We start from the raw sequence: 15,416 nt of genomic DNA on the forward strand, positions 1-15,416 counted from the left end.
TGTTATTCCGACACGGTGTAGTCTGCACCCAGCCATTTCGTACTCAGCTTGGATAAAGTACCGTCTTTCTTGATGGCCTTAATCGTCTCGTCAATCTTGGATTTTAGCTCGGCTTCATCTTTGCGGAGAATGAAATACACCTTGGAGTTGGATATGGCGGGCCCGACTGTTTTTTGCTGAGCATCGGCGCTCTCATTTCGTTGATCTACAGCAAACTGTGTGCTAATCGTAGCGTCGACGCGCCCGGCTTTGAGCTGAGCAATCACATCGTTAGTGCCCCCGCTTCCCGAATACACGATTTGGATCGCATCGTTATGGGTTTTGTTATACTCCTGAAGAAGAACCGAAGCGTTGCTTGTCGCGCCGACGATGACTTTTTTCCCTTTTAAATCGTCAATGGACTTAATATCATTTCGATCCTTTTGAACGACTACTTTATTAGGAAAAATGTTATAGGCCTCGTCATTAAATAAAAACTTTTCCTCCCTTTCCTTGTTCACTTCCATCTGGTGAGCGATAAAATCAATCTTCTTCGTTTCAAGACTGAGCAGCAGGTTGGAGAAATCCATCGTTTTGAACTCAAACTCGTACTCTGGCAGCCTCTTGTCAATTTCTTTCACGAGCTCCACGTCATAGCCTGTCAAATTCCCTTTGTCGTCAATAAAGCAAATATTAGCAAACTGCGTCCCCGTGCCGACGATGATTTTCTTAGGCTTAACGGCGCCTCCGGCAGCGGTTTTATCGGAAGCCGCATCTTTGGTTGAAGGTGCCGTGCCGCACCCTGCAGCAAGGAGTAATAGGGCGATAACGGATACTGCGATGCTTTTTTTCATCAAAATAGATCATCTCCTCTGGTTTCATCATCATTGCGGGGTCTAATGTCAAGTTCGCTATAAAGGATGGTGACAAGCGGCCCATCGACCTTCGGCAACCTGCTTTAATTCGGGTTCCTCATTCCGGCATTGGGCTGTAGCTGCAGCACATCTCGTATGGAATCGGCAGCCTGACGGAGGATTGGAGGGGGACGGAATTTCCCCTTGAATAGAAGCGAATGGTTTTTTGCGGGACGGATCGGCTGTTGGTATGGAAGAAATAAGCCCTTTCGTGTAATGATGGACAGGGTGCTTGAAGAGCTCTTCGCTTGGGGCTACTTCAACCAGCTTGCCAAGGTACATAACCCCTATCCGGTCCGATATGTGACGGACAATATTCAAACCATGAGCGATAAACAGGTACGTCAGTCCGCGCTGGCTTTGCAATTCCTGAAGCAAATTCACAATCTGTGCTTGTACCGACACATCCAACGCCGATACGGCTTCATCTGCAAGGATAAACTGAGGATTCAGTGCAATGGCTCGTGCAATCCCGATACGCTGTCTCTGCCCACCTGAAAATTCATGCGGATAACGGTCATACCAGGATGGATTCAATCCAACGGCCTGCAGCAGCTCCTCCACTCGACCTCGCCTTTCGCTCGTGCTAACAGATCGATGCACTATTAACGGCTCGGCGATAATATCTCCGACCCTCCACCTGGGGTTCACGGAACCGTACGGATCTTGAAAAATCATCTGCATATTTCTCCGTGCCCTCAACAGGCCAAGTGAATTATGCGCTGTTAAATCCTCTCCCTGAAAGCGCACCATGCCTGCAGTTGCCTTTTCCAGCTGTAAAATCAGCCGTCCAAGCGTGGATTTGCCGCTGCCAGACTCTCCGACTAATCCAAAGGTTTCCCCTTTTTTGATTGAAAAGGACACATCGTCGACTGCATGGATAAAAGATGTGGGACGGGTCAGCACGCTTTTTTTGATCGGATACCATTTGCTGAGATGTTCAGCCTCTATCAGATTGCTTTGAACCGGCGATGACTCAAAAAAAGTGGTGTCCGATGTCGTAGACTGTATTGTTACTTTAGGCTCGGAATCGATAGAGAAGGCCGATGGCTCCCAAGCTTTCCAAGCTTCTTCTTGAACAAGCTCCTCTGCATACCAGCAGGCCGATTGCCGACCGTTCACATGAAATAAGGGTGGACTATCCTTCACGCACCGGTCAGTTGCGTAAGGGCATCGGGGATGAAACCGACAGCCCGACGGAAGCTCCGTTAAACTCGGAATTGAACCTTCAATCGAGAACAGCTTGGCGCCATGCTCACTGTCCAGCGTCGTAATGGATTGCAGAAGTCCTCGTGTATAAGGATGATGAGGCTGCTCGAACAACTGCTGCACCGTAGCTTGCTCTACTACTTTGCCTGCGTACATGACGAGAATTCGATCGGCCATTTCAGCTGCAATGCCCATATCATGTGTGATCAGCAGAATGGACATCTTGAACTCTTGCTTCAGCTCCTGCAGCAAGTGGAGAATTTGCGCTTGGATGGTCACATCTAACGCGGTGGTCGGTTCATCGGCGATCAACAGCTCCGGGCCGCATGCCAAGGCCATCGCAATCATAGCCCGCTGCAGCATGCCTCCTGACAGCTCATTCGGATACTGCTTCATTCTCAGCTCCGGCTCGGGAATGCCCACTCTTTTCAACAAATGAATGGCATGCTCCCAAGCTTGCTGCTTATTGCCCTGCCGATGTCCCAGGATGACCTCCGTAATTTGACCTCCGATTGTAAACACCGGATCGAATGCCGACATAGGCTCCTGAAATACCATAGCTATCTTTTTTCCCCGTAAAGAACGCAGCTCTTTCTCGGAAAGTACCGTTAAATCAACCCCGTTAAAGCTAATTTTCCCTTCAGCAATCTTGCCGTTCTCATAGTCCAATAATCGCATGACCGACTTGGAGGTAATCGTTTTGCCGCTTCCCGATTCCCCTACTAGGCAGACCGTTTCTCCGGGTTGAATTTGCAGACTTACGTCCGTAATCGCCCTAAGGGCTCCCTGCTTGGTAGCAAAATCGATCGACAAATGTTGAATATCGAGCAATGGTTTCAATTGTGCCGCCTCCCTGTCCTAAGCCCTGCTTTTCTTCGGATCCAGCTGGTCCCTGATGTAGTCCCCGATCAAATTGACGGACAGAACGAATAACGTAATCGCTAAGCCGGGAAAAGTCGCTATCCACCAGGCTACCGTCAAATAGCCTCTCCCCTGTGACAGTAAGGTACCCCAATCTGGGATTTCTTTGATGACGCCTAATCCGAGAAAGCTTAACCCCGAGCCTACCAATATCGATGAACCCAGCCCAATGGTCGCCATAACCAATAGGGGAGACCAAGCATTGGGCAGTACATGCCACCAAAATCTCTGGAACGGGGAAGCTCCGATAGATCTCGAAGCGGTAACGAAGGAGCGATTCTTGATGCTTAGAATTTGTCCCCTCATCACTCTCGCATAGCCCGGTACGGCTGATACCGCTACTGCAAATACGATATTAAACAAATGAGGACCCAATGCTGCCGCAATGGCTAGCGCAAGCAGGATGCCGGGAATAGTCATAAGCACATCGATGAATCGCATCAGAATCTTATCAAGCCCCCCTCCGATATATCCGGAAAGCGCTCCGATGGTCCCACCAAGGATACCTCCTGCCAGAACCGATGCAATTCCGATAAACAAAGAATCACGGCTCCCATAGACCACAAGACTGAATACATCCCTTCCAAAATAATCGGTCCCGAGCAAATGAGCTGTGCTGGGCGGCTGCAATATGTGGTCCGTGAACATCTGTGTCGGAGCATACGGAGCGACCGCCCCTGGAATGATGGCGCACACGATAATAAACAGTACGACCAATGATGCTGCGCAGACAAAAAGCTCTGCTGCTGATAACGACCTTGCCGGCTTGATTTGAGGTGCGCGTTCACTCCTTTCCTTCCAGACGGTCTTAGCGGATATCACTTCCTTCATAACCGTTTCCCTCCCAAGAGCTGTACTGAATTTTCGCATAAGTGAAGCATAGTTGATTTAGCTTGCATTCGAACGTCGAACCCGCGGATCAATATAGGAATAAGAAAGGTCCACTAGTAAATTAACGCCAACATAGACGATGGCTGAGAAAAACACGACACCCTGAACGACAGGTAAATCTCTAGCCATTATGGCATCGGCAATGATCCTTCCAATCCCTTGTCTTGAGAACACCGTCTCCACAACGACAGTCCCTGCCATCAGATCGCCTATGTGAATTCCGATCACGGTAATAGCCGGGATCAATGCATTGCGCAGCGCGTGGAGATACATGACCTTCTTCTCCGATAGTCCCTTCGAGCGAAGCGTTATGATGAAGGGCTCATTTAACACTTCCACCATACTGTTGCGTACCATTCGTACGATAAATCCTGCTCCTACGATCCCCAATGTTAATGCTGGAAGAATTAAGGTTTCAATCCCATCCGAACCCATTGCCGGGAACCAGCCTAAATGGACTGAAAACAAGAGAATAAACAGGATGCCCGACCAAAAAGTCGGCATCGAGATTCCGAATAACCCTACCAACCGTGCAATGACATCAATCCAGCGATTTCGGTGCACTGCCGACAATACTCCGAGCAATACACCGATAACGACGGATAGCAGCGTGCTTGCTAAGGTCAGTGTCAAGGTTGCCGGGAAATGGTTCATAATCTTCGGCAGCACAGGCTCGCTATTGATCATCGATTTACCGAAGTCCCCTTGCAAAATTCCCGCAAAATAGCGGCCGAATTGAACATAGAACGGTTGATCGAGTCCTAATTGATGCCGTAAATTCGCTATCATTTCCGGAGTCGCCGAGGATGGGTCAAGCATCGAGAGAACCGGATCACCAGGCAGCACATAAATGATAGTGAATACGAGTACCAGTGATCCCAGGATGACTAACACGGAGGACAGCAACCGTTCTATCAGCGTCTTGACCATAACCATGAACTCCTTCATTACTTATTTTTGTATGGTTACATCATTAAATAACGGGTAGCCAAGAGAATCGAACTTCAAGCCCTTCACGGTTTTGGAGGCGGCTACCGTGTACGGAAATACGTAAACCGGTATAATAACGGCATTATCGCTTAAATTACGCTGCACTTTTTTATAAATGTCGGCACGCTTGGCTGGATCTTGTTCAACCGTTCCCTGCTCCAGCAGCTTATCAAGCTCTGGGTCAGATGCCCCTGCAATGGTGAGCTTCGTAGCATTCGGGTCCTGTGTATGGTAGAAGTTGCGAAGAGCATCAGGATCGGAGTTGACCTGACTGTTACCGTACAGATCATGTGCTCCGTTCTTATAGACTACATTTGCCGTATCCTTCGTTATTTCCACTTCCACCGCCACACCAATCTGCTTCAGCTGCTGCTGCACCATCACGGCAATATCGTTACGTTTCTCGCGGTTCGGAGAGCCGTCTACATAATGCAGTGTTAGCTTCTTGCCGTCTTTTTCACGTATACCGTCAGCGCCTTTAACCCATCCCAGTTCATCGAACAGCTTGTTAGCTTTGGCAATATCCGGTTTTATGGCATTCTCCAAAGAAGCGTCATATCCGAAAATTCCTGGCGTCAGAGCCGACCAAGCTCTAGGATACGTTCCCAAGTACAAGGTTTTGACGATGGCATCCACATCCAGTCCATATTGCACTGCCTGTCTTGCCTTCACTTCGTTCCAGGGAGCTCTTCTTTGATTGAAGAACAGCGTGTACGGTAAGCCAACTGTATTGACTTGCAGAAGCTGCGTCTTCGGATCATTTTTGAGGGACAGGACGTTTTGCGGTGGAACGGTCTCTGCTGCCAGCACTTGGCCGCTCTGGACACTTCCTATCCGTGTCGCTTCTTCAGGTGCGATCTTGAATGTGATTTTATCCAAATAAGCTTGCCCTTTATTGTTCACAAGATCAGGTGCCCATTGGTAATTGGAGCTCCTGGCAACCTGTATATCCGCATTTTCATTCCATTTGACAAATGTAAACGGTCCGGTTCCTACAGGATGCTTGCCAAAATCATCTCCATATTTCTTGGCCGCCGTAGGAGAAACAATGCCGAGCAGCGCTTGGCTTAAATTGCCCAAAAATGCAGTCGACGGTGTTTCCAAATTCAGCTTGATCGTGTACTCATCAATCACTTCAGAAGACTTGTAAGGTCTGATAAGAGCTAAAGCATTACTTGCTTTGGTCTCCGGGTTAATGATGCGGTCGTAGTTGAATTTGACCGCCTCCGCGTTAAACGGAGTTCCGTCCTGGAACACTACGTCTTTACGCAGCTTGAAGGTGTAACTCTTGCCATCAGGGGATATCGACCATTCGGTAGCAAGCCATGGCTTGATCGTATTATCCGGCAGTTGGACGACAAGGCTGTCATAGATCGTGCGGATCACTCGGACAGCTACCGCAAGCCCGCTCCGATGAGGATCCAGCGTATCTGGTGAGGTCGCCAACGCAAAGCTCAGATCGCCACCTTGAACTGCGGGCTGTCCGTTTGCATTCTGAGAAGAGCCTGTTGCTGCTGCTCCGCCATCTTTAACGCAGCCCGAAAGAACAAGCAGCAGCGCAGACGCCAAAGCGATATATTTCATCCATGCTATCGATTTCTTTATCATACTAACCACTCCACTCTAGTCTAACTGCGAATTTCCTGTTTTACATATCTGTTTACTGGGATATTTAAGCCTAAATTACCGCGCAGCGTATCCGCCTCGTACTCTTCCCGATAAATTCCACGTTCCTGCAGTATCGGAACCACATGATCGACAAAATCATTCAACCCGTTCGGAACGGCTGATCCAACGATAAATCCGTCTGCACCACGGCCTTCAAACCACTCCTGTACAAGATCGGCGACATGCTCCGGTGTTCCAATGAACTGTGTCTTAGGAGTGGCTGCTCTAAGAGCTACTTGTCGCAATGTCAAGCCTTGCTCATCCGCTTCCTTCTTGATCCGGTCCGTTGTGCTTCGGAAGCTATTCTTGCCTAGATCACCCAAGTCAGGGAATGGCTCATCCAGCGGATATTGAGTAAAATCATGATGCTCGTAATATCTTCCGAGGTAATCCAAAGCCTTATCTATGCTTATGAGGTCCACTATCTCCTGATATTTACGCTCTGCCTCCTCTTCGGTTTGGCCAATAATCGGGCTGATGCCAGGTAAGATCACGATATCATCGGGTGAGCGGCCGAATGAAACGGCTCTGTTCTTCACATCCTGATAAAATTGCTGAGCATCTTCTAAGGTCGGATGTCCGGTGAAGATGGCGTCCGCTTCTTTGGCAGCCAGATTTTTGCCGTCCTCTGAGGATCCTGCTTGGAAGATTACAGGCTGGCCTTGCTTGGACCTGCCGATATTAAGCGGGCCTTGAACGGAGAAAAACTCGCCTTTATGATCCAATCTATGAAGCTTCTTCGGATCAAAGAATACGCCGGATTCTTTGTCACGAACAAACGCATCATCCTCCCAAGAATCCCATAGCCCTTTGGCTACTTGAAGGTATTCGGTAGCAATCCGGTACCTTTTCGGATGATTAGGATGCTCTTCAATGGTTTTGCTGAAATTGAGAGCCGAGCCTTCCAACGGAGAAGTAACTACATTCCAGCCGGCGCGACCGTGACTGATATGATCCAACGAAGCAAATTGTCTTGCTACGGTGAACGGTTCGCTATAAGACGTAGACAGCGTGCCAACAAGACCGATACGGGAAGTTACGGCTGCAAGTGCCGACAGGATAGTGATCGGTTCGAAACGATTTAGAAAATGCGGAATCGATTTCTCATTAATATAGAGACCATCTGCAATGAACACCAAATCGAATTTGCCTTCCTCCGCCTTTTGTGCCTGCTGTGTATAGAAATCAAAATTCACACTTGCATCGGCTGTTGCTTTCGGATGCCTCCACGCCGCCATATTGCCTCCAACACCGTGAATGATCGCGCCAAACTTGATTTTTCTTTCTTTACTCACTGTAATTCCTCCCTTAGATTCGTTTAATGTGTTCTTCCATAGAAAGCCCTGATAACTACACTGTTAATTCCGAAAAAGCTTCCTGCAGCAGCTCATAGGCATGGAGCCGTTCGGCAAAGCTTTTCATAGCAACGATAATAATGAGTTCATCCACTTCGTAGCGCCGTTGAAGGTCCAACAGCAGCTCACGTACGGTCTGTTTGGATCCGTGAATAATGGGTGTATCCTTCACCTCAACCGTAAATTTCTCATCAGACTGCCTGCCATACTCCTCAGCAGCCTCTAAGCTCTTAACATTGATCGTTCTTCCGCTTTCCAGCTGAATCTTCACATGCTTGGAATCAACGGCTAATGCTTTCGCTTCTTCATCCGTATCCGTTATAATAACGGATACTCCCAGTATGGCTTGCGGTTTTGCCCCATGGAGGGAAATGAACTTGGAGCGGTATGTTCGCAGCGCTTGCTCGATCACTGCTTCATCCCCGTTGATAAACTTTGCAAATACGTAAGGTATTCCGGTTTGTGCGGCTAATGCAGCGCTGGAAGCGCTCGTGCCGAGTAAATACAGCTCTGGCAGCTTTTGTGGCGCGGGCACGGCCTTAACCCCGAACAAGGGATGATTCTCAGGCAAGCTGCTGCTAAGGTATTGCTCCAGCTCAACGAGCTTATCTTCCAGTGGCTTTGCTCCTCGATAGCTTTCCTGCTGAAGAGCCTTCGTAGACCTTGGCAGTCCGCCTGGCGCCCGACCAATACCGAGGTCTACCCTACCAGGGGCAAGCGAGGCAAGAACGTTAAAGTTTTCCGCCACCTTATAGGGGCTGTAATGCTGGAGCATCACCCCGCCGGATCCGATCCGAATTCGCTTGGTTTGTGCCAGCAAATAGGAGATCAGCACCTCCGGTGAGGAACCCATTAATTTATCCGAGTCATGATGCTCCGACACCCAGAAACGATAATATCCAAGCTCCTCCGCCTTTTTCGCAAGCTCCACTGTATGAAGGAACGCTTCCTCGGCTGTTTCTCCCTCATCTATTGGACTCTGATCCAGAATGCTTAATTTAAGCCCCAAGCTCCACTCCTCCTCGTTTAACAATAAACCATATTTCCTATTGGTTTTGTCGGTTTTATTTGCATGGGTAAAGCTTATCATCGCCCTAATATAGCGTCAACGGGCTAGGTAATAGGCTTTTTCTATCCTTGAATTGAAACTTTCTATGGAAACGTTGACGGAAAAAGAATCTCTCTGCTTATCTCCAAGAACGGTTTGTAAAAGTCCGTGCAGTCCCCTTTCCTTGCAATCAGATTCGTTCTCAACGAAAGACTTGCAAGCGAAGGAACATCGATGGGAAACAATTTCCTAGCTCTTACCTCTTCTGCTACGGACAAGGAGGGCAGGAACCCGATTCCCATCTGTTTAAGAATCAGCTTCTTAGCCGTTTCCAAATTATCCATGTGGTAAGCAATATTCGGAGGATGGTCTAATGTTTCGAACCAATGGTGCAGCTTCATCCAGTCCAGTGAACCGCATTCGAAAAACACTAACGGCTGAATTCCGACATCTTCAATAGTTACGTGATGCTTCTCCAGAAAAGGATGCCCTTCATAAACAAACAGCCGTATGGGATCCTCGTAAAATTTGACGGAGTCCATATGCGGATGCGTCATATTGCGAATCAAGCCCATATCGATCTCCTTGTTCATCAGCTTCTCCATAATGGCCTCGCTCGAAGCCGTCAGAAGCTTTAACTGAAGCTCAGGAAACTTACTTTGAATAACCGGCACCAGTTCAGGGATAATGTAGTTGGAAACCGATACGGTACAACCTATGGTAACCTCATAAGGCGTAGCTTTCATTTGCTGAAGCTGCTGCTTCCCTTTTTTCATCGATTGCAAAATTTGCTGAGCATAGGGGAGGAATTGTTTCCCCTTCTCTGTCAGTGTAAAATGCCTCCCTTCTCGTTCAAACAGCTTCACGTCCAGCTCCCGCTCCAATGTCTGAATCCGGGCCGATATGGAAGGCTGGGACAAAAATAAGGCGTCAGCTGCCTTGTTGAAGCTCTTAAAATGAATGACGTAAACAAAAGCCTCGATATTCTCAATATTCATACGCAGCCTCCATGGAAACAAAAAAGATACATCCAACTTCCTAGGGAAGCCGATGTATCTCCAGTTGATCCGGTCGATACTATATAATTCCTATGCGATTAGTTGTATTTAATTAAACGATCTTTACGTCTTTTTGTCAACCACAAATTGCAGAATTTTCAGTCAGCTTGTTTACCTAAGCAAAAAACCTAGCGGTTCGCCGCTAGGCTTAGTTTATTTATGCGCACAGTATTACTTTTTCAGCTTCATTTCATCAATCGCTTTGTTCGCTTCTTCTTGTGCTAAGCGGAAAGCCGTGTTCAAATCCGCTTCCCCATAGACGACTTTTTTAATATTCGAGTCGATAGCTCCAATGACTTTATCATCATAGATCGTCCTGGCATGAGGCGTGGCGAACTTATTGAAGAAAACGGCATTCTTCATATTTTTATTTTTGAACGCAGTATCTTGGCCGAACACTTTCTTAATCTCCTCATTTTTTAGAACCGGAATGTTCCCTTTTTTGGATTCAATCAGTTCATGCTCATCGGACGTAACATACTTCAGCACCTCCATCGCAGCATCCTTATATTTACTTGAGGCTGTAATGAAGAAGAAGTTAGGATAAGGCTGTGTACCAACCCCAGGGGCATCTTTGAAAGTCGGTAAAGAAACCATATCCCAATTCAAAGTTTCAAATTCCTTCACCGCATACTGCAAACCAAAGTTCATTGCGAACATAGCCAAATTCTGTTCCTTGGCAAAATCGTTCGTGAACAGCATACCTTTCTTTTCCTGAATAAACGCCTTGTATTCCGCATCCTGCACGATTGGATTGACAATCACATTTTGTATGAATTGCTTCCATTTGTCGTTGTCGATCGCCGCTCTCGTCGTTGCTTTATCTACAATATCCATCGACATAGGATTCATCCTCATTGGATGAGTAACGGAGGTGGCAAATCCGGCGTATTGCTTACCTCCTTCGTTCTTCGTCACCTTTTTGGATAAGGCCAGTAAATCTTCCCACGTCATTCCATCCGCCGGATAGGCTACACCGAACTTGTCGAATATATCTTTGTTGTAATATAAAACGAGCCCTCCACCGTTAACAGGCAAGCCATACAAGCCTCCCAATTGCCTGGTCGCATCAAGAAAGCTCGGCTCAAAACGGCTTAAATCCACGTTATGTTTTTTGACGAGGTCTGAAATATCGTACTGGAATTCATTCTGTATCAAGTTGCCCGCAGCGCCACCAATCGAATCGAAAATAATGTCAATAGGTTGACCGGCCGTAATGAGTTCAGGCAGCGTGCTTCCTTTTTGGTTCGCAATATATTTGAGCGTATAATTGGGAAATTTAACTTTTAATGCATTTCCCCAACGATTGTTAAACTCGTCCTCCGTATTCCCGGCAGCGCCATATATGACGAGATCTGCCTTCTCACTGCTTTTATCTACGGTCGGTTCCTTAGTCGGGGACGGATTATTTGGTAGAGGTGCGGTGTTATCGACCTTCGTTTGATTTGTACAAGCGGTCATTACTGCAATGGCGAGAAATGCTCCAACAATAGGCAATCGTTTCTTTGCGTACATTTCGACAACCTCCTATACAATGTAAATAGTAAGGCACCAAGGAGCATTTATCATTTTATGATAGCGCTTACTTTATATGTTATTATTGTAAAGGTTTTCTCGAATAAATAATTGCATATTTTTGTGCAGTTATTTAAGATTCTTGTCACATATACATTTCCCATCAAGCATGGAACAGAAATCGATCCTCTTTGACTAATAAAAAATGCCGCAAGTCCTCCTTTCTTTTCTTCTCCTGCATTTAATCCTGTACTAAGTCATCCTAGGATTCCCTTGAAAAACTTAATATTCATCAGCAAGGTCCAGTAGGGATAATCTTCAGTAAAATGGCATATTTCTGGAAGAGAACTGTGCGTTTCGGAGCAGCTTTTCCCGATCAACGCGAACATCAAAGAAGGAGGCAAATTCATGAGCAATTCATCGGACGGTGGTAACCAACGAGAGAAACCGGTCGGAATCATTTATATCACACCAGCGCAAGTAGCAGAGTTAGATCGCATTTTAGTTAGTTTGACGAACACAGCTCCTCTCGCTCTTACTACTCAAACCCCTGTTAACATAACCAATTTCAGAAATACTCTTCAGAGCTTGCTTACATTTGTTAATAACTCTATTTCTCAAATCCCTCTAACCGCTGAGCTTCAGTCTATTCTAGAACTGATTATTACCTCTACAGAAATCAATCCTTTTCCGACCATTGGAATTCTTATTAACTTGCAACAATTGTTAGAATCACTTTTAACTACGATTTTGCTGCTAAAAATTATTCCGAGTACGAAAGACCATTTAGTTGCCTTAATTCGTAATCTAGAAATTCAGTTGTCCGTCATTCTTCCATCTGTCTACATTGGAGGTCAAGGTTTAGAGGGTGTTGTTGTCTTCAATCCTTCTGATGCCCCATCCTACACTAAAGGTCAAGTTGTTACATTTGAGGGAAGTACTTACCTTGTTAATGTATCAAGTCCTGTCGGTTTTCCTAATACAACACCTGATTATACGCTGCTGGCAGCAGCTGGCGCAGCAGGCCCTCCTGGCCCTGCCGGTTCTGCTGGTCCTATGGGAGCTACTGGGGCCACTGGCGCTACTGGTGCTACGGGGGCTACTGGAGCAACGGGCGTCGGATTGGAAGGAATTGTTACGTTTAATCCTGCGGTTAGCCCCTCTTATCCGCAGGGCCAAGTCGTTACTTTTAACGGCAGCACCTATGTTACCAATGTTGCCAGTCCTGCGGGTATCCCTGGAACCTCTGCTGACTATACCCTTCTCGCTGCCGCTGGCTCTACGGGAACCACGGGGGCTGCCGGAGTTACTGGGGCTACGGGCTCTGGCGCTACCGGTGCCACGGGTGCACAGGGTATCACTGGCGGGACAGGAAGTACCGGAGCTACAGGGGCCACCGGGAATTCGGGGATCACTGGATCCACTGGAACAACAGGAACTACCGGGGCTACTGGCGTCGGCTTGGAAGGAATTGTCGCGTTTAACCCTGCAGTGAGTCCTTCTTATCCACAGGGGCAAGTCGTTACTTTTAACGGCAGCACCTATATTACCAATGTGGCTGGGCCTGCGGGTATCCCTGGAACCTCTCCTGACTATACCCTTCTCGCTGCCGCTGGCTCTACGGGAGCCACGGGGACTGCCGGAGTTACTGGGGCTACGGGCTCTGGCGCGACCGGTGCCACGGGTGCGCAGGGTATCACTGGCGGCACGGGAAGTACCGGTACTACAGGAGCCACAGGGGCTACGGGGATCACTGGATCCACTGGAGCAACAGGAACTACCGGGGCGACTGGCGTCGGCCTGGATGGAATTGTCGCATTTAACCCTGCAGTGAGTCCTTCTTATCCGCAGGGGCAAGTCGTTACTTTTAACGGCAGCACCTATGTTGCCAATATCGCTAGTCCTTCAGGTATCCCTGGAACCTCCCCGGACTATACCCTTCTTGCTGCGGCCGGCGCAACGGGGACGATGGGAGCGACAGGGGCTACAGGCTCTGGTGATACGGGTGCTACGGGAAGCACTGGAAGCACGGGAGATACCGGTGCCACCGGTGACATAGGAGCTACGGGCGCTACCGGGGACACTGGATCTACAGGAGCGACTGGGAATACAGGCGCCACAGGAGTCGGTTTAGAGGGTATCGTTGCTTTTGATCCTGCAGTTAGCCCTACTTATCCGCAGGGCCAAGTCGTTACTTTTAATGGCAGCACCTATATTGCCAATGTGGCTGGGCCTGCGGGAACTCCTGGTTCTTCTCCGGACTATACCCTTCTTGCTGCGGCTGGTGCTACAGGGACAACGGGGGCAACGGGAGCCACCGGGGATGCTGGGCCAACCGGTTCAACCGGAGTCACGGGCGCTACCGGCGCTACAGGAACCACTGGGGACACTGGGTCGACTGGTTCCACCGGAGACGCGGGTGCTACTGGCGCTACGGGAACCACTGGGGACATCGGGCCGACCGGTTCAACCGGAGTCACAGGTCCGACTGGCGCTACGGGAACCACTGGAGACACCGGGTCGACTGGTTCCACCGGAGACGCGGGTGCTACCGGCGCTACAGGGACCACTGGCGACACTGGGCCGACTGGTTCAACCGGAGTCACAGGCGCTACTGGCGCTACGGGAACCACAGGGGATACTGGGCCGACCGGTTCAACCGGAGTCACGGGCGCTACCGGCACTACGGGAGTCACCGGGGATGCTGGGCCAACCGGTTCAACCGGAGTCACGGGCGCTACCGGCGCTACAGGAACCACTGGGAACACTGGGTCGACTGGTTCCACCGGAGACGCGGGTGCTACTGGCGCTACGGGAACCACTGGGGACACTGGGTCGACTGGTTCCACTGGTTCCACCGGAGACGCGGGTGCTACTGGCGCTACGGGAACTACAGGGGACACCGGGCCGACTGGTTCCACCGGAGACACGGGCGCTACTGGCGCTACAGGAACCACTGGGGACACCGGGCCAACCGGTTCCACCGGAGACACGGGCGCTACCGGAACTACTGGAGTCACCGGGGATGCTGGGCCAACCGGTTCAACCGGAGTCACGGGCGCTACCGGCGCTACAGGGACCACTGGGGACACTGGGTCGACTGGTTCCACCGGAGACGCGGGTGCTACTGGCGCTACGGGAACTACAGGGGACACCGGGCCGACTGGTTCCACCGGAGACACGGGCGCTACTGGCGCTACTGGAACCACTGGGGACACCGGGCCAACCGGTTCCACCGGAGACACGGGTGCTACCGGCACTACAGGAACCACTGGGGACACCGGGCCGACCGGTTCCACCGGAGTCACAGGCGCTACTGGCGCTACAGGAACCACCGGGGACACTGGACCAACTGGTACTACTGGAGGTACAGGAACTACTGGAGCCACTGGGGCAACTGGGGTTACCGGAACTACTGGAGTTACGGGTACAACCGGAATTACAGGTTCGAGCTTAACATCGACTTATTTCTTTGGGGAAAATACAAATGGTACCATTGCCGTCCTATTAGGAGGTACCCTTGTTCCACTTCCAACAAACCAAAACATTGGTGCTGGGATTACTATCAATGGCTCTAATGATACCCTTACAATAGCCACTACGGGAAATTACTATATATCTTATAGGCTTACTTTAACAGCCGCTTTACTTGTCCAATCCGCCATTCTTCTCAATGGAGCTCAAGTACCAGCATCTGTCGTTACACCTGCTCTTTCTACATCGTCATTGCTTTCTGAGTCAATAATAAACATAACTGCAGGCTCTACCATCCAGCTGCAACTGTTTGGACTCCTTGCATCAGCTGTTCTTTCACCTCCTGGAGCAACTTTAACTATTATAAGATTAAGCTAAATTTGAATTTGACCGT

Annotated in this window: 10 protein-coding genes; 1 reads left to right on the forward strand and 9 read right to left on the reverse strand. The window is 49.1% G+C overall.

What is annotated here, in order from left to right:
* Positions 1 to 2: 2 nt before the first annotated feature.
* From QMA13_RS22305 to QMA13_RS22345, 9 genes are all read right to left on the reverse strand, one after another.
* Positions 3 to 833, reverse strand: a complete 831-nt coding sequence (locus QMA13_RS22305) for a transporter substrate-binding domain-containing protein (RefSeq protein WP_282943508.1) — start codon at positions 831 to 833, stop codon at positions 3 to 5.
* A gap of 57 nt (positions 834 to 890) precedes the next feature.
* A complete protein-coding gene (locus QMA13_RS22310) occupies positions 891 to 2,942 on the reverse strand; it encodes an ABC transporter ATP-binding protein (protein ID WP_282935940.1) in 2,052 nt (683 codons plus the stop codon).
* Between the two features lie 18 nt (positions 2,943 to 2,960).
* Complete coding sequence (locus QMA13_RS22315) at positions 2,961 to 3,854, reverse strand: ABC transporter permease (RefSeq protein ID WP_282935941.1); 894 nt, start codon at positions 3,852 to 3,854, stop codon at positions 2,961 to 2,963.
* A 57-nt stretch (positions 3,855 to 3,911) separates the two neighbouring features.
* Complete coding sequence (locus QMA13_RS22320) at positions 3,912 to 4,844, reverse strand: ABC transporter permease (RefSeq protein ID WP_282935942.1); 933 nt, start codon at positions 4,842 to 4,844, stop codon at positions 3,912 to 3,914.
* Positions 4,845 to 4,865: 21 nt separating this feature from the next.
* On the reverse strand, positions 4,866 to 6,512 hold the full coding sequence (locus QMA13_RS22325; protein WP_282935943.1) for an ABC transporter substrate-binding protein: 1,647 nt from the start codon (positions 6,510 to 6,512) through the stop codon (positions 4,866 to 4,868).
* A gap of 20 nt (positions 6,513 to 6,532) precedes the next feature.
* Positions 6,533 to 7,867 carry an LLM class flavin-dependent oxidoreductase gene (locus QMA13_RS22330; protein ID WP_282935944.1) on the reverse strand — a complete coding sequence of 445 codons (1,335 nt, stop codon included), beginning with the start codon at positions 7,865 to 7,867 and terminating at the stop codon, positions 6,533 to 6,535.
* A gap of 55 nt (positions 7,868 to 7,922) precedes the next feature.
* Positions 7,923 to 8,936 (reverse strand): LLM class flavin-dependent oxidoreductase, encoded by a 1,014-nt coding sequence (locus QMA13_RS22335; RefSeq protein WP_282935945.1) that lies wholly within the window; start codon positions 8,934 to 8,936, stop codon positions 7,923 to 7,925.
* Between the two features lie 143 nt (positions 8,937 to 9,079).
* Positions 9,080 to 9,973, reverse strand: coding sequence for a LysR family transcriptional regulator (locus QMA13_RS22340; RefSeq protein ID WP_282935946.1), 894 nt, complete (start codon positions 9,971 to 9,973; stop codon positions 9,080 to 9,082).
* A 231-nt stretch (positions 9,974 to 10,204) separates the two neighbouring features.
* Entirely contained in the window at positions 10,205 to 11,548 is a 1,344-nt protein-coding gene (locus tag QMA13_RS22345; RefSeq protein WP_282935947.1) for an ABC transporter substrate-binding protein, read from the reverse strand.
* A gap of 408 nt (positions 11,549 to 11,956) precedes the next feature.
* Between QMA13_RS22345 and QMA13_RS22350 the strand changes: the two genes are divergently transcribed.
* The gene (locus QMA13_RS22350; RefSeq protein WP_282935948.1) at positions 11,957 to 15,400 is read left to right on the forward strand and encodes a BclA C-terminal domain-containing protein; all 3,444 of its coding nucleotides are present in this window, start codon (positions 11,957 to 11,959) and stop codon (positions 15,398 to 15,400) included.
* Positions 15,401 to 15,416: the final 16 nt, after the last annotated feature.

It is taken from the genome of Paenibacillus sp. RC67 (assembly GCF_030020805.1).
Taxonomy (GTDB): domain Bacteria; phylum Bacillota; class Bacilli; order Paenibacillales; family NBRC-103111; genus Paenibacillus_S.

What these genes read in the sequence shown, in the direction of transcription:
- QMA13_RS22305 (WP_282943508.1), bottom strand. Translation starts at nt 833, where the DNA reads ATGAAAAAAAGCATCGCAGTATCCGTTATCGCCCTATTACTCCTTGCT.
- QMA13_RS22320 (WP_282935942.1), bottom strand. Translation starts at nt 4,844, where the DNA reads ATGGTCAAGACGCTGATAGAACGGTTGCTGTCCTCCGTGTTAGTCATC.
- QMA13_RS22345 (WP_282935947.1), bottom strand. Translation starts at nt 11,548, where the DNA reads ATGTACGCAAAGAAACGATTGCCTATTGTTGGAGCATTTCTCGCCATT.
- QMA13_RS22325 (WP_282935943.1), bottom strand. Translation starts at nt 6,512, where the DNA reads ATGATAAAGAAATCGATAGCATGGATGAAATATATCGCTTTGGCGTCT.
- QMA13_RS22340 (WP_282935946.1), bottom strand. Translation starts at nt 9,973, where the DNA reads ATGAATATTGAGAATATCGAGGCTTTTGTTTACGTCATTCATTTTAAG.
- QMA13_RS22315 (WP_282935941.1), bottom strand. Translation starts at nt 3,854, where the DNA reads ATGAAGGAAGTGATATCCGCTAAGACCGTCTGGAAGGAAAGGAGTGAA.
- QMA13_RS22350 (WP_282935948.1), top strand. Translation starts at nt 11,957, where the DNA reads ATGAGCAATTCATCGGACGGTGGTAACCAACGAGAGAAACCGGTCGGA.